This is a genomic window from Microbacterium oxydans (genome assembly GCF_006540085.1).
GTDB classification, from domain to species: Bacteria; Actinomycetota; Actinomycetes; order Actinomycetales; family Microbacteriaceae; genus Microbacterium; species Microbacterium oxydans.
The window spans coordinates 56,521-76,235 of the sequence record NZ_BJOG01000010.1; the positions used below are offsets into that span (position 1 = coordinate 56,521).

At 67.0% G+C, this 19,715-nt stretch carries 17 protein-coding genes; 5 read left to right on the forward strand and 12 right to left on the reverse strand.

Annotated features, from left to right (window positions below):
• Nucleotide 1 precedes the first annotated feature (1 nt).
• Together MOX01_RS18105 and MOX01_RS18110 are read left to right on the forward strand one after the other, a co-directional pair.
• The gene (locus MOX01_RS18105) at nt 2–1,126 is read left to right on the forward strand and encodes a DegT/DnrJ/EryC1/StrS family aminotransferase (RefSeq protein ID WP_141370942.1); all 1,125 of its coding nucleotides are present in this window, start codon (nt 2–4) and stop codon (nt 1,124–1,126) included.
• Nucleotides 1,123–1,854, forward strand: coding sequence for a cytidylyltransferase domain-containing protein (locus MOX01_RS18110; RefSeq protein ID WP_141370944.1), 732 nt, complete (start codon nt 1,123–1,125; stop codon nt 1,852–1,854). The genes MOX01_RS18105 and MOX01_RS18110 overlap by 4 nt, the downstream gene beginning before the upstream one ends.
• Nucleotides 1,855–1,873: 19 nt before the next feature.
• Here MOX01_RS18110 and MOX01_RS18115 read toward each other — a convergent pair whose 3' ends face one another.
• The 10 genes from MOX01_RS18115 to rfbA form a co-directional block, all read right to left on the reverse strand.
• Entirely contained in the window at nt 1,874–2,611 is a 738-nt protein-coding gene (locus MOX01_RS18115; RefSeq protein WP_141370946.1) for an ABC transporter ATP-binding protein, read from the reverse strand.
• Nucleotides 2,611–3,429 carry an ABC transporter permease gene (locus tag MOX01_RS18120; RefSeq protein WP_046749515.1) on the reverse strand — a complete coding sequence of 273 codons (819 nt, stop codon included), beginning with the start codon at nt 3,427–3,429 and terminating at the stop codon, nt 2,611–2,613. Before MOX01_RS18120 ends, MOX01_RS18115 begins: the two co-directional genes overlap by 1 nt.
• A 10-nt stretch (nt 3,430–3,439) precedes the next feature.
• Nucleotides 3,440–4,576: a UDP-galactopyranose mutase gene (gene glf / locus MOX01_RS18125; protein WP_141370948.1), complete on the reverse strand. Its 1,137-nt coding sequence runs from the start codon at nt 4,574–4,576 to the stop codon at nt 3,440–3,442.
• A gap of 93 nt (nt 4,577–4,669) precedes the next feature.
• Nucleotides 4,670–6,700, reverse strand: coding sequence for an acyltransferase family protein (locus tag MOX01_RS18130; protein ID WP_170224313.1), 2,031 nt, complete (start codon nt 6,698–6,700; stop codon nt 4,670–4,672).
• A 156-nt stretch (nt 6,701–6,856) separates the two neighbouring features.
• Nucleotides 6,857–8,122, reverse strand: a complete 1,266-nt coding sequence (locus MOX01_RS18135) for a lipopolysaccharide biosynthesis protein (protein ID WP_061015317.1) — start codon at nt 8,120–8,122, stop codon at nt 6,857–6,859.
• On the reverse strand, nt 8,119–9,012 hold the full coding sequence (locus MOX01_RS18140) for a glycosyltransferase (RefSeq protein ID WP_170224315.1): 894 nt from the start codon (nt 9,010–9,012) through the stop codon (nt 8,119–8,121). Before MOX01_RS18140 ends, MOX01_RS18135 begins: the two co-directional genes overlap by 4 nt.
• Nucleotides 9,013–9,146: 134 nt before the next feature.
• On the reverse strand, nt 9,147–11,291 hold the full coding sequence (locus MOX01_RS18145) for an acyltransferase family protein (RefSeq protein WP_170224317.1): 2,145 nt from the start codon (nt 11,289–11,291) through the stop codon (nt 9,147–9,149).
• Nucleotides 11,288–12,703, reverse strand: coding sequence for a sugar nucleotide-binding protein (locus MOX01_RS18150; RefSeq protein WP_230977849.1), 1,416 nt, complete (start codon nt 12,701–12,703; stop codon nt 11,288–11,290). Before MOX01_RS18150 ends, MOX01_RS18145 begins: the two co-directional genes overlap by 4 nt.
• A 5-nt stretch (nt 12,704–12,708) precedes the next feature.
• Nucleotides 12,709–13,707, reverse strand: a complete 999-nt coding sequence (rfbB, locus tag MOX01_RS18155) for a dTDP-glucose 4,6-dehydratase (protein WP_141370958.1) — start codon at nt 13,705–13,707, stop codon at nt 12,709–12,711.
• Nucleotides 13,707–14,576: a glucose-1-phosphate thymidylyltransferase RfbA gene (gene rfbA, locus MOX01_RS18160; protein ID WP_058632643.1), complete on the reverse strand. Its 870-nt coding sequence runs from the start codon at nt 14,574–14,576 to the stop codon at nt 13,707–13,709. The genes rfbB and rfbA overlap by 1 nt, the downstream gene beginning before the upstream one ends.
• Nucleotides 14,577–14,679: 103 nt before the next feature.
• Between rfbA and MOX01_RS18165 the strand changes: the two genes are divergently transcribed.
• The 3 genes from MOX01_RS18165 to MOX01_RS18175 are packed head-to-tail and all read left to right on the forward strand — an operon-like array spanning nt 14,680 to nt 17,937.
• Complete coding sequence (locus MOX01_RS18165; RefSeq protein ID WP_141370960.1) at nt 14,680–16,758, forward strand: hypothetical protein; 2,079 nt, start codon at nt 14,680–14,682, stop codon at nt 16,756–16,758.
• Between the two features lie 37 nt (nt 16,759–16,795).
• The gene (locus MOX01_RS18170; protein ID WP_058632609.1) at nt 16,796–17,533 is read left to right on the forward strand and encodes a glycosyltransferase family 2 protein; all 738 of its coding nucleotides are present in this window, start codon (nt 16,796–16,798) and stop codon (nt 17,531–17,533) included.
• A gap of 11 nt (nt 17,534–17,544) precedes the next feature.
• Nucleotides 17,545–17,937: a DUF2304 domain-containing protein gene (locus tag MOX01_RS18175; RefSeq protein ID WP_061015322.1), complete on the forward strand. Its 393-nt coding sequence runs from the start codon at nt 17,545–17,547 to the stop codon at nt 17,935–17,937.
• 3 nt (nt 17,938–17,940) lie between these two features.
• On the opposite strand, the gene MOX01_RS18180 is transcribed toward MOX01_RS18175, so the two are convergent.
• Both MOX01_RS18180 and MOX01_RS18185 read right to left on the reverse strand, forming a co-directional pair.
• Nucleotides 17,941–18,864, reverse strand: a complete 924-nt coding sequence (locus MOX01_RS18180) for a glycosyltransferase family 2 protein (RefSeq protein WP_230977847.1) — start codon at nt 18,862–18,864, stop codon at nt 17,941–17,943.
• Nucleotides 18,857–19,705 carry a glycosyltransferase gene (locus MOX01_RS18185; protein WP_061015324.1) on the reverse strand — a complete coding sequence of 283 codons (849 nt, stop codon included), beginning with the start codon at nt 19,703–19,705 and terminating at the stop codon, nt 18,857–18,859. The genes MOX01_RS18180 and MOX01_RS18185 overlap by 8 nt, the downstream gene beginning before the upstream one ends.
• Nucleotides 19,706–19,715 lie beyond the last annotated feature (10 nt).

The window sequence follows — 19,715 nt, forward strand, 5'->3', positions numbered from 1 at the left end:
GATGCTGCCGTACGGGAGACAGTCCATCTCCGAAGATGACATCCAGGCCGTCGTCGACGTCCTCCGCGGCGACTGGCTCACCACCGGACCCCTCGTCTCCGCCTTCGAGTCGAAGATCAGCGAGCTCACCGGCGGACATCGCGCGGTGACGGCCACCTCAGGCACGGCGGCGCTGCACATGGCGTATGCGGCAGCAGAGATCTCCGAGGGCGACGTCGTCATCTCCACGCCCATGACCTTCATCGCGACGACGTCGACCGCGTCCATGCGCGGTGCACGGATCGTCTTCGCCGATGTGGAGGAGGACACCGCCCTCATCGACCCGGCCGCGGTGGATGCCCTCATCGACGACCGCACCCGGATCATCGCCGCCGTCGACTACGCCGGTCACCCCGCTGACTACGACCGGCTCACGGCGACGGCGGCGCGCTACGGAGCCCTCGTCCTCGACGATGCCGCGCACTCCATCGGCAGCACCTACAACGGCCGGCCGGTGGGCGATCTCGCCGACGTCACGACGCTGTCGTTCTTCCCGACGAAGAACCTCACCACCGGCGAGGGCGGAGCGCTCGTCGCCAAGGATCCCGAGCTGGCACAGCGTGCGCACGAGTTCCACAACATCGGTCTCGTGCGGGATGCCTCGCGCTTCCAGGTGCCCGGCGAGGGTGCCTGGCATCAGGAGGTGCACGAGTTCGGCGTGAACTACCGACTCACCGACATCGCCTGCGCGCTCGGCCTGTCCCAGCTCTCCAGACTCGACGCGTTCAAACGTCGGCGCGCGGAGATCACGCGGCGCTACGACGACGCACTGGCCGATCTCGACGGCGTGCGCCGCCCGGTCCAGCGCGAGAACGTCGACGCGATGCGTCACCTCTACCCCGTGCGCATCCTCGACGGGCGACGTCGTGAGGTCTTCGATCGGATGCGGGAACTCGGCGTCGGTGTCCAGGTCAACTACATGCCCGTCTACTGGCATCCGGTGTACGCCGACGCGGGCTACCGGCGAGGGATGTGCCCGAACGCGGAGGCCTTCTACCGCGAGGAGCTGTCGCTTCCGATCCACCCTGAGCTGACCGATTCGCAGGTCGACCAGGTCGTCGACGCCCTCGCGGAGGCGCTGCGGTGACACGAGTCGGGATCATCACGCAGGCGCGGATGACCAGCACCCGGCTCCCCGGCAAGGTCCTGCTCGCCGCGGGCGGACGCACCCTGCTCGACCATCACATCGACAGGCTGCAGAAACTCGACCTGCCACTGGTCGTCGCCACGACGACGAATGCGAGCGACGATCCGATCGCGGCGCTCGCGGTGTCCCGAGGAGCGCGCGTCTTCCGTGGCAGCGAGACCGACGTGCTGGGACGGTTCGCAGGCGCCGCGCGCGATGCCGGGCTCGACGTGGTCGTGCGCGTCACGTCGGACTGCCCCCTCATCGACCCCGCGCTCGTCAGGCGGGGCATCGAGCGGTTCGCCGAACTCGCGGACCCCACCGCACACGTGTCCAACGTGCTCGAGCGGACCTATCCCCGTGGCTTCGATTTCGAGGTGTTCTCCGCCGTTGCGCTTCTCGAAGCGGACGCACGGGCATCCCTTCCCGCCGATCGCGAGCACGTCACCCCATTCCTGTACAGCGGCCGGGGAGCCGATACGAGCCTGCACGCCATCACCGGCACGCGCGACGCGTCGCGCTTCCGCGTCACCGTCGACACCCCGGAGGACCTCGCGGTCATCCGCGCCCTCGTCGAGACCTACAGCGCGGCTGACCTCAGCGCCGACGAGATCATCGAGGTCCTCGAAGCCCACCCCGAGCTGGTGGCCCTGAACGCGGACGTGGAGCAGAAGAAGCTCGGGGAGTGACTTCCCGAGCCGACGTGCGTCAGCGCGCGTTGTAGTCCTCGTTGTAGCGGTCGAGGACCTCGGCGATCGGCGCGTCGAGGACCAGAGCGCCCTTGTCGAGGTAGAGGCCACGCGTGCAGAAACGGCGCAGGTCGCGTTCGTTGTGGCTGACGAAGAAGAGCGTGCGCCCATCGGCGAGCAGCTCGTCGATGCGTCGATAGCACTTCTCGCGGAACGCCTTGTCCCCCACCGCGAGCACCTCGTCGACGAGGAGGATCGGCTCGTCGAGCTGCGACACGACCGCGAAGGCCAGCCGCACCTTCATGCCGTTCGACAGGTGCTTGTAGGGAGTGTCCTCGAAGCCGGCGAGCTCTGCGAACTCGATGATGCCGTCGTAGCGCCGCGACACCTCCTCGCGGGACATCCCGTGCAGACCAGCGGTGAGTCGGACGTTCTCCCGCACCGTGAGATCCCCGACGAATCCACCGGTGATCTCGATGAGCGGTGCGACTCCGCCGTTGACGGTCACCATCCCCTCGTCCGGAAGGAGCACCTTCGCCACGAGCCGGAGGAGCGTCGATTTCCCCTGACCGTTCCGGCCCACCACACCGATCGATTCTCCGGATCGGACCGAGAAGGACACGTCCCGAAGCGCCCAGAACTCTCCGGGTCGGGAGCGACGGGAGGCGCCGCCGAACAGATCCTTGAAACTGCGGGACCCGCGTCGGTTGCGACGGAAACGCACTCCGAGGCTGCTGACTTCGATCGCGGTCGCCATCACAGCTCCTTCAGCACGGGTCGCTCGAGCTTGCGGAAGGCCCAGATCCCCAGCGCGAGGATCAGCAGGCTCATCGCGATGCTGATCGTCAGCGTGAACGTGTTCCACTGGTCGGGGAAGAACGGCATCCGGTAGAGCATGAAGATGCCGGCCAGCGGGTTGAAGGCTCCGAGGGTCTGGAAGATCCCCGGCAGATCGGTCACGTTGTAGATGATCGGCGTCGCGTAGAACATCGCCCGCAGGATCAGCGCCGTCGTGCGCTCCAGGTCGACGAAGAGCACGCACAGGGGCGCCACCAGCAGGCCGAGCCCGATGAGGAGGATGGTCTGCAGCACGACGGCCAGAGGAAGCCAGAGGACGCCCCACCCGATCTGCACCGTCCGGTTCGGATCGGCTTCGACCAGAAGGTTCACGACGATGAACAGCACGAGGACCGGCAGCGAGAAGAGGAACTCGATGCCCTTGCTCAGCACGATCCGGTTCACCCAGATCGATCGAGGGATGGCCGTCGAACGCACCAACCGCGAGTCCTTCTTGAAGGCCTTCGTGAAGTCGGAGACCGAACTGTTGAACCACACCCAGGGCAGCAGCGCGCTGATGAGGAAGATGATGTACGGCTCTTCCCCGACGTCCCGCTTGAACACCTGCGTGAAGACGAACCAGTAGATCACACTCATGACGAGCGGATCGAGCACGGACCACAGGTAGCCGAGGATGCTCGTCGAATAGCGGACCTTCAGGTCTCGGGCCGAGAGCAGCCACAGCGAGTGAAGGTATCGCCGCGGCGTCCCCGGCGCCCCGACAGCAGCGTGACTCACAGTGCCGAGTCTAGGCGAGCTCGTTGTTCCACATCGACAGCGCAGAGCCGATGGCCATGTGCATGTCGAGGTACTGGTACGTGCCGAGACGGCCGCCGAAGTGCACGTCGGTCTCGCCCTTGGTCAACTCGCGGTAGGCCAGCAGGCCGTCACGGTCGGTCGGGGTGTTCACCGGGTAGTACGGCTCATCGTCGCGCTCGGCGAATCGCGAGAACTCCCGCATGATGACCGTCTTGTCCTGCGCGTAGACGTCCTTGCGCTCGGGGTGGAAGTGCTTGAACTCGTGGATGCGCGTGTAGGGCACATCCATGTCCGGGTAGTTCATGACGCTGGTGCCCTGGAAGTCCCCGACGCTGAGCACTTCCTGCTCGAAGTCGAGCGTGCGCCAGCTGAGCGCACCCTCCGCGTAGTCGAAGTAGCGGTCGACCGGCCCGGTGTACACGACCGGCAGCTGACCGACCGTGGCCTTCTTGTTCAGCGGCTGCGAGTCGTCGAAGTAGTCGACGCCCAGCTTGACCTCGATGTTCGGGTGGTCGGCCATCCGCTCGATCCAGGCGGTGTAGCCGTCGGTGGGGAGACCTTCCCAGGTGTCGTTGAAGTAGCGGTTGTCGTAGGTGTAGCGCACGGGCAGACGGCTGATGATGTCGCCGGAGAGCTTGTGCGGATCCGTCTGCCACTGCTTGGCGGTGTAGTCGCGGAAGAACGCCTCGAACAGCGGACGCCCGACGAGAGCGATGCCCTTCTCCTCGAAGTTCGTCGCCGACTTCACGTCGAACTCCCCCGCCTGCTCCCTGACGAGAGCCCGAGCCTGGTCCGGCGTGTACGCCGCCTGGAAGAACTGGTTGATCGTGCCCAGGTTCACCGGCATCGGGAAGACCACGCCCTTGTGCGCGGTGTAGACGCGGTGGACGTAGTTGGTGAAGCTCGTGAATCGGTTGACGTACTCCCACACCGTGGCGTTCGACGTGTGGAAGAGGTGGGCGCCGTAGCGGTGCACCTCGATACCGGTCTGCGGCTCGGCCTCGCTGTAGGCGTTGCCGCCGATGTGGTGACGACGGTCGATGACCGTGACCTTGCGGCCGGCGTTTGCGGCGCGCTCTGCGATGGTGAGGCCGAAGAAGCCCGATCCGACGACGAGGAGATCCATGTTGCTGCTTTCTGCCCGATGAGGCTCCGATGCGCACGAGAACGCGCGCCACACAGGTTCTCCACTCTACCGGGGCTCACCAGGGGAACCCTGTCAGCCACCCGTCGGCGGAAGCACCTCGCCCTCATCCAGCATCGCCTGCAGCATCGGGGCGAGTGTGCGCCCGTACGTGTCGGAGACGTGGTTGTCGTCGATGTACACGGCGACGTTCCCGATCACGCCGAGGCAGATGGAGTCCGGGCACATCCACGGTCGGAAATCGACGGCGGTGATCCCCTCGCGCTCAGCGAGCGCATCCAGGGAGACCCCCTCCTCGAACCCGATCTCCGGAACATCGCACATCTCGTCGGCCGCGTAGACGCAGCCGTACATGTCGAAGTCGAACCGCGGATTGTCACGTACGGCGATCACCTGGATACCGCGGTCGAGCAACAGCGACACGATGTCCTCGATCCCGTCCACCAAGACCTCCGGTGATGCCGGGCTGGCACGTGTGACGACGAGGTAGACCGCCTCGGGCTGCACGCGAAGGGCGTAGTCGATCGCCGCTGATCTCCATTCCTCGCAGGACGCGGCATCAGAGGCGGTCTCCGAGGAAGGAGCCGTGTCGGTGGAGGTGGAGGGTGCGCCGATCGCGATCGAGCATCCGCCCCTGAGCAGAGCGATCAGCTCCCAGTCCTGACCCTCCGCGGAGACCCGCAGCGGCGACATCAGCTGCTGGGCATGCGAGTCTCCCATCACGAGGACCCGCCGAGTCCCTGGGTCGGCGGCTCGCACGGTCTGCGTGCACGAGTCTTCCAGGGCCGGTTCGAGGGCGACGAGGTCGCCGGTGCACTCCTGCCCGAGATAGACCCACTCCGCATCAAGGGCCGTGGGGTCGGGGATCAACGGCAGGTCGATGCCCGCGAGATCGATGGGCGAATCGATCTGGGCCGCGCCCGGGTACCCCTGGGAGGCACTCGCCTGGATCGCGTCGGTGCGCTGCACGATGGTGCCCTGCCACGCGCCGAGCGGTACCGCGACGACCAGCACGGCCGCGACGAGCACCCCGATCCCGAGCTTCTTCGACCCTTTGAGCGCCTTCGCCTCCCGGACAGGCTGCTCGACGAAACGGGAGAGCAGCCTCGCGAGGACCAAGGAGAGTCCGATGATGCCGAGGCCCGCCAGCATCCCCGGTTCGGATCGACCGGAGAAGACCATCCAGATGACCAGAACGGGCCAGTGGACCAGGTAGAGCGCGTAGGCGTCGCGCGACACGTACCGGAGAGGACGCGATGCGAGGAACGCCGTCGGTCCGCCGCGAGCCCCGTCCCGACCGGCGATGATCACGAGCGCTGCGCAGAGGATCGGCCACAGCGCGAGATAGCCGGGGAACCCTCCCTGCACGTCGATGACGATGCCGCAGACGACGATCCCGAGCACACCGATCCAGCCGAGCGTTGCTGCACCGCGGATCGGACCGCGTAGAGCGGGCAGCGCCAACGCGACCAGAGAGCCGGCGGCGAACTCCCACAGCCGGGTGCGGGTGTCGAAGTAGGCGAAGTCCTGCGCACTGTTCGTCTCCAGGACGGAGAACACCAGGGACACGACGAAGATGATGCCGAACACGGCGAACAACGCGGGAACGATCAGGTGGCGACGCGTTCTGAGCGTCAGCCATACTCCGGCGAGGAGCAACGGCCACAGGACGAAGACCTGCCCCTGCACCGACAGCGACCAGAAGTGCTGGAACACGCTCGGGGTCTGCGACGCACGCGCGTAGTAATCGACCTCGGAGAAGGCGAGGGTCCAGTTCTCGACGTAGAACAGGCTCGACCACGCCTCGCTCCATACCCGTGGCCACTCGGTCCGCGGGAACGCGAGGAAGGCCACGGCGAGCACTCCCGCGATCGTGACAGCGGCGGCGGGGACCAAGCGCAGGAACCGTCGGATCCAGAACGACCCGAGCTGCAGCGGTCGCCCCTCTTGCATCCTCCGAGCGAACGACCCGGTGAGGAAGAACGCGGAGACCATGAGGAAGACGTCGACGCCGCCGGAGACCCGTCCGAGCCACACGTGATAGACGACGACGAGCAGGATCGCCAGGGCGCGGAGGCCGTCGATGTCGGCGCGGTGCGAGGACACTCCCCCAGAGGCGTGAGGAGCACCCGGGTACGGCGCGAGCAACGTCTGTTTCATAGCGGAGCGGCCATGCCGGCGAACGGGCGCCGCGGTCTGTTCGGGGAGACCGTAGCCGCACCCAGCCTAACGTCGCGACGACGGGGAGTGGTCGCGACGTCCTCAATGATCGGTCGGCGGTGTCTCCGAGGCGAGGTGGCGGGCGCTGCTCGCGCGCAGCAGCACGGTCGTGCGATAGGTCGCGACGAGCACGGCGGATGCCGCGATCACACCGACGATCCCGATGAGACCCCACAGCAGCACGGCAGGAATCATGAGCGGGAGGCTGATGACGGCGGCGACGACCGATGACTTCGCGAGCTCTCTCTCCCGGTGGAGGGCGACGAGCCCGGCGAGACCCACGATCTGCGCGACGCACTCCCCCGCGAAGCCGATCCCCGCGATGAGCGCGATCTCGAACGGGATGACGGCCTTCCCCACGGTCAAGGGGATGGAGATCGGGGTTGCCAGGAACGCGAAGCAGGCGCCGCCGAACAGCCCCACGGCCAGACCCACCCACAGCGAGCCCCTTGCGCGCAGACGGGTCTGCTCCGGTCCTGCTTCCGGCACCCACCCCTGCACGGCCTGGAGGATGGGGGCGAGTACGAGCACGCCGTACCGGTACAGCTTGTCGACGGCGGCGAAGATCGGCAGGACGGGTTTCATGTAGACGTCGACGAGGAGCACCGGGAGCATGGTCGAGAGGTTGCCGAAGAGCACCGTCGCGAGCCCGGGGATCTGTGCGCGCATCGTCGATCCGAGCTCCTTCACCCTCGTGCGATGGAGGCGCACTCCGTCGCGCTTGCGCAGTGCGAAGAGAAGACCGCCGACGACGCCTGCGACGGTCGCGAACGCGACGCAGTAGAGGTAGGAGGTCAACGTCGGCGCGATCACCACGGCGACCAGCGCGGCGACCTGTCCCAGGACGGCAGGCAGCGCGTCGAACACGAGCATCGCCACGGGCCTGTTGGTCCCGATGAAGTACCACGCGGCCCCGATTCCGGGGATGGCATAGGCGATCGTGGCGAGCACGGCCGCGAGCGGATCCGCGCCGAGCACGATGCCCAGGATCACGGCGAGCGGACCGACGATGAGGAACAGGAGCACTCGGGCGACGACCGAATCGGCGAGGAACTGCCGTCGGCTGCTCGCGGGGAGCGCGGAAACGGTGCTGGGGCCCGTCGCACCCCACCCGAACGCGACGAAGATCGATGCGAACTGGCCGATGATCTGGAGCACGAACAGACGCGCCCACTCGTCGGTGCCGATCGTGCTGATCAGCAGCGGGATCGAGACGATGCCCACCACCGTGGACGCGACGATCGAGACCGAGAACAGCGCGCTCCGGCGCAGCAGGTCGTGTCGAAGCAGCGCTCCCAGCCGGCTCACGCTCGCCGACCGAGCCGACCGAGCACGTCGGGCCGGATGCGACCGAGCGTGCCGCGCCTGCCATCACGCCAGCCGGCACGGACGGCGCGCAGCTGCGCGACCCGGTCCGGGGCGAGGACGCTCCCCCACAGCACCATCTCCGCCATCTTGCGATTGCGACGCCTCATCCACCCCCGGTGGTCCGCGCCGTACTGCCGCGACAGCCACACGCTGTTGCGCACCATGTAGTAGGTCCGCCACGGAGCGTGGTACAGCACGTGCCGCTGCTTTCCGAGGATGACCAGCGGCCGTCCGAACACCGAGAGCGGCACAGCCTCCCCCAGAGCGTGCTCCATCGCGAGTCCCTCATCGACGAGGAACCGGTAACCGGCCTCGCGTGCGCGCACGGTGAACTCGGAGTCGACCGCGTCGATGAACAGGTCCGTGCGGAACTCGCCGATCGCCTCGAACGCACCGACCGGGAGCAGTTGCCCGGATTGGATCGGATCGAACGGGCCACCGGTCGGGTCGTTCAGCACCGGCGCTCCTCCGACGACGCCAGGCACGGCGGCCGCGACGTTCACGCCCTGCGCCTCTGCTGCGTCGATGCGGGTCAACAGACGCTCGACATGCCCGTCGGCCAGAGCGGAGTCCTGGTCGAGCGTGAGGATGTGCGTCGCCCCGATCTCGCGCGCCCGGCTGATCGCCGTGTTCAAAGCGGTCGCGATACCGCGGTTCTCCTCGGCGGAGATGACCTCGGTCCGCTCCGGGAACGTGATGGTGTCGACGGATCGGGAGCCGTCATCGACGACCACGACGGAATCGACCTGCCGCAGGATCGACTCGATCGTGCTCGGCAGACTCTCGGGTGCACGGAACACCGGGATCACGGCGACTATGCGATGCGGCATCAAGTGCTCCTGTAGGGGTGGCGGGTGAACCGGACCAGCGGAGACATCCGCCGGCAACGGGCCAGACGATCCTACCGAGGTCGGCTGGACGGCTCGCCCAGCGGGGGCCTCATCCCCCTGTCGAGTCCGGGTCCTCATCCATCGGACAGGATCTTCCCGATCGTCGCCGAGATCTCGGGAGCGAGCATCCGCACGTATTCCAGGTTCAGGTGATCGGCGTCGTAGTAGACGGGGACACCGCCGATCACGGCATAGCATCGCTCCGCATCGCAGAAGCGATCCGTCAGATCCAGCACCGTGATCGAGTCCGAGCGCTCAGCGGCGCCGGCCATCAGGACGGGGTCTGCCGGCTGCGCGTCCGCCCGGGGACGCGCGCAGGCCACAGGGTCCGTGGAGTTCAGCAGCACGCAGTCCACGCCGCGCACCTCCCCGTTGTACGGCGGATCCGCGATCGCCAGGACGTCGATCCCCTCGTCGGCCCACGCCGTCCAATAGTCGATCAGGCCCGCACTCATCTGCTCGAAAGCGGACGCTCCGCTGCCGTCGTCCACCAGATCCTGTCGTGCCGCCATCGCGGTGACCACCAGATCAGGCTTCGCCGTGCGGATCGTCGCGGCGAGGTCGTCCGACCAGGTGTTGCATCGATCGGCTTCCGCCTGCCCCCACGGACCGCGGAACCCGAGGAAGTCGACATCGGCCACCGGACACCCGCCGAGATAGCTCGTCGTGACGATCCAGTTGTTCTCCCTGGCGATGTCGAAGATGGCCCCCTGCCACTGCTGTGCGTGCGAGTCGCCGACCAGCCAGACCTGCTTCGGGTCGGAAGCGCCTCCCGAGAAGTCGCACTCCAACGTCGTCTGCTTCTCTCCGTATGTGAGGATCGGCAGGAACGTCCCACATTCCGGCGGCGTGAAGAAGTACTCGTTCTTCGAGGTCATCACCGAGTACTCCGCCGGACCGAACGCGTCAGCGCAGTCCGCCCCAGGGGCCATCGCCAGCGGACCCTCGCACGACGATGCGACGACCTCGACCGGAGGTCGGTCGGCATCCACGCGCGTCTGGTACCAGGCGAGCACGCCGGCGACGAGGGCGCCGATCACGACCATGCCGACCAGCATGAGACCGACTGCTCTGCGGGTCGACGTGCGCCAGTAGCGCCACTTCTGCCCCCTGTCCTCGACGAAGGTCTTCGTGAGGGCCGCGAGGACAATCGAGATCGCGAGGACGCCCACTTTGGAGAGCGTGCTGGCTTCCGCGCCGATCACGAACGGAGCGGCGACGATCAGCGGCCAGTGCCAGAGGTAGAGCGAGTACGAGATCCCTCCGACCCACTGGACGGGTGGCAACGCCGTCACTCTCGCGTGCCAGAGCCGCGAGTACGACGTGCCCGCGACGATGACGGCAGCGGTGCCCAGCACGGGAACCAGGGCCGCGTACCCGGGGAAGGACGTCGTGTGGTCGTACGCGAACGCCGAGAAGGCGATCAGCACGAAGCCGAGGATGCTCACGATCTGGGCGACGATACGCGGGAGCCGCAGTCGTGCACCGAGCAGCGCGACGGCGCCGCCGACCGCGAACTCCCAGCCCCGGGTGAAGGTCGCGAAGTATGCCTGGGACGGGGCGAGGATCGTGTAAACGATGCTCGCGCCCAGCGAAAGCACGCCGACAGTCGCGACGACGAGCAGCAGCGCTCTCGAGGCGCTCCGCTCGCCACCCCCTGGCCGAGAAGACCTTCGGCCGAGGCGCGCCGAGGCGGCCAGGGCCGCGAGCAGCAGCAGGGGCCACACGATGTAGAACTGCTCCTCGACCGAGAGCGACCAATAATGCTGCACCATGCTCGCCGCGTCGTTGAGTGCCGAGTAGTTCACCGACATCGCCGCGAGATACCAGTTCTCGACGTAACCGGCGCTCGCGGCGATCTCCCAGGCGTTGCGCGCCCACCGAGGATAGGGGAGGAACGCGATCAGCAGCACGAGGGAGACGGCGAGCACGACGAACGCCGCCGGGAGCAGGCGGCGGATGCGGCGAGCGTAGAAGGCGCCGAGCCGCACCCCGCCGGTCCGTGTCATCTCCCCCACGAGGTGCCCGGTGATGAGGAACCCCGAGATCACGAAGAAGACATCGACGCCGACATAGCCGCCGGTGATGCGCGTCGGCCAGAGGTGGTTCAGGACGACGAGCCCGATGGCGACTGCACGCAGAGCCTGGATGTCGGTGCGGAACACACGCTCACGAGGGGCGGCCGACGGCGGTGCCGCCGTGGGCAGCGGAGCGCTCACGAACCGAGATACTCCTGCAGCAGATCGTCGCCCGTGCGAGGGTCGAAGCCGGCCGCACGCACACGCGTCAGATCGAGTTCGCTGTTGCGCGGCCGAGGAGCGATCGGACCGGATGCCGAAGCGAAGTACTGCTCCGTGGAGACACCCGTGACGCGGGACGGGTCGTGGCCCGTCAGCTGGTACACACGCCGCGCGACGTCCGCCCAGGTCACCGCGTCGCCTGCCGACGTCAGGTTGTACACGCCGGGCGCGGGGCGCACGGCGAGCAGGTGGCGGATCAGCTCGGCGATCTGCGAGGCGAAGGTCAGCCGACCGTGCTGGTCGTCGACGACGGTCGGATCGATGCCCTTCTCGGCGAGCGAGGCCATCGTCCTCACGAAGTTGTTGCCTGCACCGATCACCCAGGATGTCCGGATGATGTAGTGCAGCGGAGCCGTGGCCACGGCGATGTCACCCGCTGCCTTCGACTGTCCGTAGACGCCGAGCGGGCAGACGGCATCGTCTTCACGGTACGGGCGCTCCCCCCACCCGTCGAAGACGTAGTCGCTCGAGACATGCACGAGCGTGATGCCGTACTCCGCGGCGATGCGAGCCAACGCCGCGGGTCCCGCGGCGTTGACCGCCCACGCGTCCCGGCGTCCTTCCGTGGTCTCGGCACGGTCGACCGCGGTGTACGCGGCGGCGTTGATGATGGTGTCGTAGTCGCGCCACCGGCGCGCTGATCCCAGGTCGGCCGCGCCGAGGTCGATCTCGGCGCGAGTCGTCCACTCGACGTTCTCCACACCGTCGAACTCCTCGCGCAGCGCCGAGCCGAGCTGACCGGATGCGCCGATCACGAGCGTGCGACGCGGAGCGATGGGCGACACGTCCGCCAGGCGGGGGTGTGCGAGGTCCTTCTCCGAGACCTCGGCCTCCGAGAGCGGGATCGGCCACGCGATCGCGGCGGTCTCGTCGGCGAGATTGAGGAAGGAGTATGACGCGTCGGGCGACCAGTGATCGTTCACCAGGTAGGTGTACGCCGTGTCGGGCTCGAGTGTCTGGTACGAGTTCCCGACGCCGCGCGGAACGAAGATCGCCCTGGACGGGTCGAGCTCGGCCGTGAAGACCGCACCGAAAGTCGGCCCCTCGCGCAGGTCGACCCACGCGCCGAAGATCCGCCCCGTGGCGACCGAGACCCACTTGTCCCACGGCTCGGCGTGGATGCCCCGCGTGGTGCCCACGGCATCGTTGAAGGACACGTTGTTCTGCACCGGCCCGAAATCGGGCAGGCCGAGCGCTGTCATCTTCTCGCGCTGCCAGTTCTCCTTGAACCACCCGCGCGAATCACCGTGCACTGGCAGGTCGAAGATCACCAGCCCGGGGATCCCGGTCTCCGCCCGACCGAGCTTCTTGCCGAACTCGATGTCGCTCACGACGTCTACTGTCCCTTCGTCGCGTAGAAGGCCTCGGTGGAGTCCTTCGACGGCGCCCACCATGCCTCGTTGTCGCGGTACCACTGGATGGTCGCCGCGAGACCGGATTCGAAGTCGGCATACTCCGGAGACCAGCCCAGCTCGGTGCGCAGCTTCGTCGAGTCGATCGCGTACCGCAGGTCGTGGCCGGCACGGTCGGTGACGTGGTCGTAGGCGTCGCGCGGCTGACCCATCTCCTCGAGGATGAGCTCGACGACCTCCTTGTTGTTGCGCTCGCCGTCGGCCCCGATGAGGTACGTCTCGCCGATCCGCCCCTTCTCGAGGATGGTGAGCACCGCAGACGAATGGTCGTTCGCGTGGATCCAGTCGCGCACGTTCTCGCCGGCGCCGTAGAGCTTGGGACGGATGCCGCGGATCACGTTCGTGATCTGTCGCGGGATGAACTTCTCGACGTGCTGGTACGGGCCGTAGTTGTTCGAGCAGTTCGAGATCGTCGCCTGGACGCCGAAGGAGCGGACCCACGCCCGGACCAGCAGGTCGCTCCCGGCCTTCGTCGACGAATACGGCGAAGACGGGTTGTACGGCGTCTGCTCTGTGAATCGCTCCGGATCGTCGAGCTCGAGGTCGCCGTACACCTCGTCGGTCGAGATGTGGTGGAAGCGCGTCTCGTGCCGGCGCGCGGCTTCCAGGAGCGTGTACGTGCCGATGATGTTGGTGTCCAGGAACGGACGCGGGCTGTGCAGCGAGTTGTCGTTGTGGGACTCCGCGGCGTAATGCACCACGGCATCGGCGTCGGCGGTGAGCGTGTCCACCAGCTCGGCGTCGGTGATGTCGCCGTGCACGAAACGCACACGGTCCTCGGGCAGACCCTCGAGCGAGGCGCGGTTGCCCGCGTAGGTGAGCGCGTCGAGCACCGTGACCGTGTGGTCGGTGTTCTCGACGGCGTAGTGCACGAAGTTGGAGCCGATGAAACCGGCACCGCCGGTGACGAGGATGTTCGACATCAACGACCTCTTTCCAGGGTCTCGAGGAGGTAAGTGCCGTAACCGGACTTGACGAGCTTCTCGGCGCGCTCGCGGAGTTCGTCGTCGTCGAGGAAGCCCTGACGCCACGCGACCTCCTCCGGCACACCGATGCGGAGCCCGGTGCGACGTTCCATGGTGCGCACGTAGTCGCCGGCGTCGGACATCTGGTCGAACGTGCCGGTGTCCAACCATGCGGTACCGCGGGGCAGGACCTCGACCTGGAGCGCGCCGCGCTCGAGGTAGGCACGGTTGACGTCGGTGATCTCGTACTCCCCGCGTGGGCTGGGTTCGAGCGAGCGGGCGATCTCGACGACGTCGTTGTCGTAGAAGTACAGGCCGGGTACGGCGTAGTTGCTCTTCGGCTGCGCCGGCTTCTCTTCCAGGGAGACCGCACGACCGTCGGCATCGAACTCCACGACGCCATAGGCGTTCGGCTCCGCCACCCAGTACGCGAACACCGCGCCGCCCTCGACATCGGTGTACCGCTTGAGCTGCGTGCCGAGACCAGGACCGTAGAGGAGATTGTCTCCGAGGACCAGAGCGACCTTGTCATCGCCGATGAAGTCGGCACCGATCACGAAAGCCTGCGCCAGCCCGTCCGGAGAGGGCTGCTGCGCGAATGTCAGGTTGACCCCGAACTGCGAGCCGTCCCCGAGGAGACGCTCGAACTGCTCCGCATCGTGCGGTGTCGTGATGATCAGGATGTCCTTGATACCCGCGAGCATCAGCGTGGACAGCGGGTAGTAGACCATCGGCTTGTCGTACACCGGGATCAGCTGCTTCGAGATTCCGATCGTGATCGGGTGCAGTCGAGTTCCGGAGCCGCCAGCGAGAATAATGCCTTTCACCCCCATATCGTGCCACATCCCGGCGGAGAGCGCGGTGGGAGGATTCGCTTGCGCCACTTCAATCACAGTGGCATCATCTGTATCTTTCCGTCACACTAGGCAAGTGACCAGCTCAGTTTCCCCACGCCTGCGCGCCCTCATCGCGAGTACAGCCGCAGTCGTCTTTGCTGCCTCCCTGCTTCTCGCGAGCCCTGCGACCGCTGCCGGAGGGGGTGATCCTGCCAGTGCCGCCGCGGCACCCACGCGATCCGCCCCCGAAGCGACCGACATCGTCAAGACCGCGGACCTGTCGCTGTTCCGGCCGGGCAACATCATCGCCGACGCGGTGTTCTTCAACGCCGCGACGATGAATGCCGGGCAGATCGACTCGTTCCTGCGGAGCAAGGGCCCCACCTGCCGGGCGGGCTTCGTCTGCCTCAAGGACTACCGACAGAACACGCCGAATCGTTCCGCCGACGCCTACTGCAACGGCTACGCCGGTGCCGGAAACGAATCGTCGGCGACCATCATCGACAAGGTGTCGAAGTCGTGCGGCATCAACCCCCAGGTGCTCATCGTGATGCTCCAGAAGGAGCAGAGCCTGGTCACCTACCCCAACCCGTCCCCGGGCCGCTACAACATCGCGATGGGTCAGGGATGCCCCGACGGCGCGAAGTGCGACCCTGCGTACAGCGGGTTCTTCTACCAGGTGTATTACGCGGCTCGGCAGATGAAGATCTACGCCGAGGGCCGCTGGTTCACGTACTACGCTCCCGGTCGCACCTGGAACATCCTGTTCAACCCGGAGCCGAAGTACAACTGCGGGTCCGCACCGGTGTACATCGAGAACACCGCGACGGCAGCGCTGTACTACTACACGCCGTACCAGCCGAACCGCGCTGCACTCAATGCCGGTTACGGAACGGGAGACATATGCTCTGCCTACGGCAACCGGAACTTCTACCAGTACTTCACCGACTGGTTCGGCAGCACGCAGCGCATCACCTCCGTGATCGTGCGCGGCGACGGCCCCGAGGTGTATCTGCTGTCCGGCGGATACCGCTTCCACATCAAGACGGCTGAGGACCTGCGAGCGTTCTCCGCGAAGCTCGGTGCCGTGAGCCAGGTACCGGCCTCCTACCTCAAGACCATCCCCCTGGGTTCGCAGATCTCCCGCTACGTGCACGACGCCCGTGAGGGGATCCTCTATCTGATCGATCCCGATGGCACCCGCCACCGGTTCGGCAGCGAGAAGCAGATCCTCGATTTCGGCTACGCCTTCAATTCCTACGTGAATCTCGCGCCCGCGCTCATCGACGCGTTCCCGCGCGGCGAGGATGTCGGGAGCCTCTTCCACGTCGGCGTCGACACCCAGATCTACTCGCTCGACAACGGACAGAAGAGATATGTCCCCAGCGTCGAGACCTGGCGATACCTCTCGGGCGGCAAGCTCGGCTATGTGGCCTCGATGGATCCGAGCGCGGCGGCGAAGTTCCCGCAGGGACGCGTGGTCCTCATCCCGCGGTCGATGGTGCGCGAGGTCGACAAGCCGGCCGTGTACCTCGCGACAGCGGGCACGACGCTCATCCACACCCCCAGCCTCGAACTCGGCGCGGCGTTCGGCACGTCGACCGCGGTCACGGTGCTCCCGTCCGGAGCGCTCACGGGATACACCCCCGCCGCCACGACGCTGTCTCCGTTCGTCACGTGCGACGCGGCGCCGTATGTGATCTCGAGCGCCGGCCTGCAGCGGATCTCCGGCAACATCCCGGCGACACGGTTCACCACCACGGCCCTCACGGCCGCGGACTGCGCAGCGTTCACCCCGAACAACACACCGACCGCCCAGCCGTTCTTCATCCGCACCGACGAACGGGGCGAGGTCTACCGTCTGCTCGACGGCCAACTGCAGTACATCTCGTCCTACTCGGACCTGGTCACCCTCTCGGGTGGCACCATCCGCCTGGTCGCGTGGAAGGACGCCACAGTGGGCGTGCTCGGCGTCACCAAGCCGATGATCCCCTCGGGAACCGTCGTGCAGTTCGCCGGCGACGGCAGGGTCTTCCGGTGGAACGGCTCGCAGCTCTCGCACATCACGACCTACGAGGCCCTGCTGAGGATCGGCGGCGGAAAGGCGCCGACGATCGCGACCATCCCGGCCAGACTCGCGCCGGTGATGCCTGTCGGCGCTCCGACCGCCTAGGGTCGCCGTCAGGGTCGGCTTGGTAGGCTCAGACATCATGCCAGAAACCACGCTGATCATCGTCCCCGCCTGGAACGAAGCGCAGAACATCCCGACGACGGTCCGCGAGATCACCGCTGCATGCCCCACGTACGACGTGCTGGTCATCGATGACGGGTCCACCGACGCGACGGGCGCGGTCGCCGATGCCGCGGGTGCACGCGTGGTGCGGCTGCCGTTCAACCTGGGCGTCGGCGGCGCGATGCGTGCGGGGTTCCTGTACGCCGCGCGTCACGGCTACAGCCGCGTCATCCAGGTCGATGCCGACGGCCAGCACAACCCGCAGGACATCGATCGCGTGCTCGCAGGGCTCGAGCACGCCGACATCTCCATCGGCGCGCGATTCGCCGAGGTCGGCGACTACGTCGCCCGGGGTCCTCGCCGGTGGGCGATGCGCGTGCTCGCACGGACGGTGTCCCGCGTCTCCGGCGCCACGCTGACCGACGTGACGAGCGGCTTCCGCGCGGCCAACCGCCGGGCGATCGCCCAGTACATCACCTACTACCCCGCGGAGTACCTCGGCGACACGCTCGACTCCCTCGTCGCAGCAGTGCACGCAGGGCTGACGGTCACCCAGGTTCCGGTCGCGATGCGTCCGCGCCTGCACGGAAAGCCCAGCCAGGGGCCGCTCTCGGCATCCGTCTACCTGCTGCGATCGGTCTTCGCCCTGACCTTGGCCATCGTCCGACGTCCGATCCGACGCTCCTCCGCCCCGTCCCCCGTCGTGTCAGCGTAGGAAGGCACCCCATGGTTGTTCTCGGCGCACTCGTGCTGTCCATCGCTCTGCTGTCGTTCATCCTCTGGATGCTGTTGACACGGCGCCTCCGCGAGAAGTACGCGGTGCTGTGGCTCCTGATCGGCGTCGCCGCCCTCGTCGCATCGGTGTTCCCGCAGTTGCTCTTCTGGCTCACGGGGGTGCTCGGAGTCGAGCTGCCTGCGAACCTCTTCTTCCTGCTCGCCATCCTGCTCCTGCTCGGTGTCGCTCTCCATCTCTCGTGGGAGCTGTCGACATCGGAGGAGGAGATCAGAGTCCTCGCCGAGGAGGCGGGTCTCGCCGAGACGCACATCATCGAGGTCCAGCATCGGTTGAGCGCGCTCGAAGCTCGACTGGAGGAGCTCGACGGCGGTCCGCGAAGCTGACCGTCAGCGCCTCACTGCGCCGCTGGGCCTGACCGCGGCCAGGAACAGGCGTCGAGCCCGAGCGAGGTCTCCATCTGCGAGCGCAGCGACCATCTCGCTCGCGGCGTTGAGTCGGGAGATGCACCGTCGCCGACCGATCCTGGCCGCCCGCGCCCAGCCGTTGGCCTTCATCCGCGCGGCGTACTCGTCGAAGAACGCGGCTTCCTGCTCGAAGCGGCTGCCCGACGCGGCCGTGACCGACGACACGGAGCTCATGTGCCTGCGATAGTCGAAGACCACGTCGTCGGTCACCAGCATCGACCCGCCGTCCAGTGCGATGTCCAGGAGAAGCCCGAGATCGAGCGCGACCGCCCAGTGATCATCGAAACCGTGGGCGCGCGCCACCTCGCTCTTCCAGACGATCGACGGGAAGTACGCCCAGTCCGCTCGGATCAGGCTCTCCGCCATGTGCCGAGCGTCGAGGATCCGGCCGCCCTCCCCCACCCGCGGCCGTACCCAGCGCTTCACGCGATCCGCAAGGGGCAGAACGTGTCGGCCCGACTCATCGATGACGCTCACTCCCGGCTGGAACACGTCCACCCCGGGATTGTCGGCGATGAGCCGTGACAGGACGCCGATGTAGTCCGGATGCATCCGGTCGTCATCCCCCATCATCACGAAGTAGGGTGCTTCGACCAGATCGAGACAGCGATTGAAGTTCTTCGCCAGCCCGAGGTTCTGCTCGTTTCGGACGTACACCACGCGCGGGTCGCCGAGCGCTTCGAGTCGCTCTCGGATCGGATCACCGGGGTACGCGTCGTCGACGCAGACGAGCCGCCAGGAGTCGCTCGTCTGCTCGAGGACCGAGCGGATCGCCTCCCATGCCGAATCCGGGTGACTGTAGTAGGGCAGCATGACGTCGATCGTCACACGGCCGGGCTCAGTCATCGATCTTCCCGGTGCGGCCGGCCCTGGCATCTCGCCAACCGGCCAAGGCATCCCCCACCGGCACCCGTCCTGTCCTGCGCCATCCGACGATGAGCTCCTCCGCCGCCCGACGACCGAGCGCGAGCGAGCTGCGCACCCTGCCGAGCCCGGCCTTGCGCGCGAACAGCGCCATGTTCCGGACCCCGAGTCGCAGCGGATGGGCTCCGGGCTCCTGCGCGGCGCGCACATCGAGCACCACGGTCCGCCAGCCGTGCCTTCTGAGCGCCCACCCCGTATCGACATCCTCGAAGTACAGGAAGTACATCTCCTCCATGCCGCCGATCTCGCGGAGCGCACGGGTGCGGTACATCACGACCGCACCGTCGACCCAGTCGACATCGCGGGATCCGGAGGCGGGGGCGGTCACATGGTGATAGGCACGCCCGCCCTTGGTGAGGACTCCACCCGCGGAGAACACGACATCGGGCCTGGACACCCAGTACAGGGTCGGCGCGACCGCGCCCACGTCCGGAAGACGATCGAAGGCATCGAGCAGGCGCGCGCTGAGGTCCTCCTCGAACCAGGCATCATGCGTCAGCACGAGCAGATTCTCGATCCCTCGCTGCTCACACACGTCGAGAGCCAGGTTGACGGCTGCCCCGTACCCGGGGTTGTCACCCCGTCGGATCATCACAGGTGGTCTCCCGTTCACATCCGTCAGCACGTCATCAGGCAGATCGCCGCCGTTGTCCACGATGATGACCTGAGCGCACGGCGCCTCCTGAGAGTCCAAGCGCGCGAGCACGTCCCTGACCAGGTCAGGGCGTCGATATCCGATGACCAGCGCGGCATAGTCGCTCATTGGCGTGATT

Coding starts and splice junctions, on each gene's coding strand:
- MOX01_RS18105 (WP_141370942.1), top strand. CDS start 2: ATGCTGCCGTACGGGAGACAGTCCATCTCCGAAGATGACATCCAGGCC.
- MOX01_RS18115 (WP_141370946.1), bottom strand. CDS start 2,611: ATGGCGACCGCGATCGAAGTCAGCAGCCTCGGAGTGCGTTTCCGTCGC.
- glf (WP_141370948.1), bottom strand. CDS start 4,576: ATGGATCTCCTCGTCGTCGGATCGGGCTTCTTCGGCCTCACCATCGCA.
- MOX01_RS18140 (WP_170224315.1), bottom strand. CDS start 9,012: ATGCCGCATCGCATAGTCGCCGTGATCCCGGTGTTCCGTGCACCCGAG.
- rfbB (WP_141370958.1), bottom strand. CDS start 13,707: ATGTCGAACATCCTCGTCACCGGCGGTGCCGGTTTCATCGGCTCCAAC.
- MOX01_RS18170 (WP_058632609.1), top strand. CDS start 16,796: ATGCCAGAAACCACGCTGATCATCGTCCCCGCCTGGAACGAAGCGCAG.
- MOX01_RS18175 (WP_061015322.1), top strand. CDS start 17,545: ATGGTTGTTCTCGGCGCACTCGTGCTGTCCATCGCTCTGCTGTCGTTC.
- MOX01_RS18180 (WP_230977847.1), bottom strand. CDS start 18,864: ATGACTGAGCCCGGCCGTGTGACGATCGACGTCATGCTGCCCTACTAC.
- MOX01_RS18185 (WP_061015324.1), bottom strand. CDS start 19,705: ATGAGCGACTATGCCGCGCTGGTCATCGGATATCGACGCCCTGACCTG.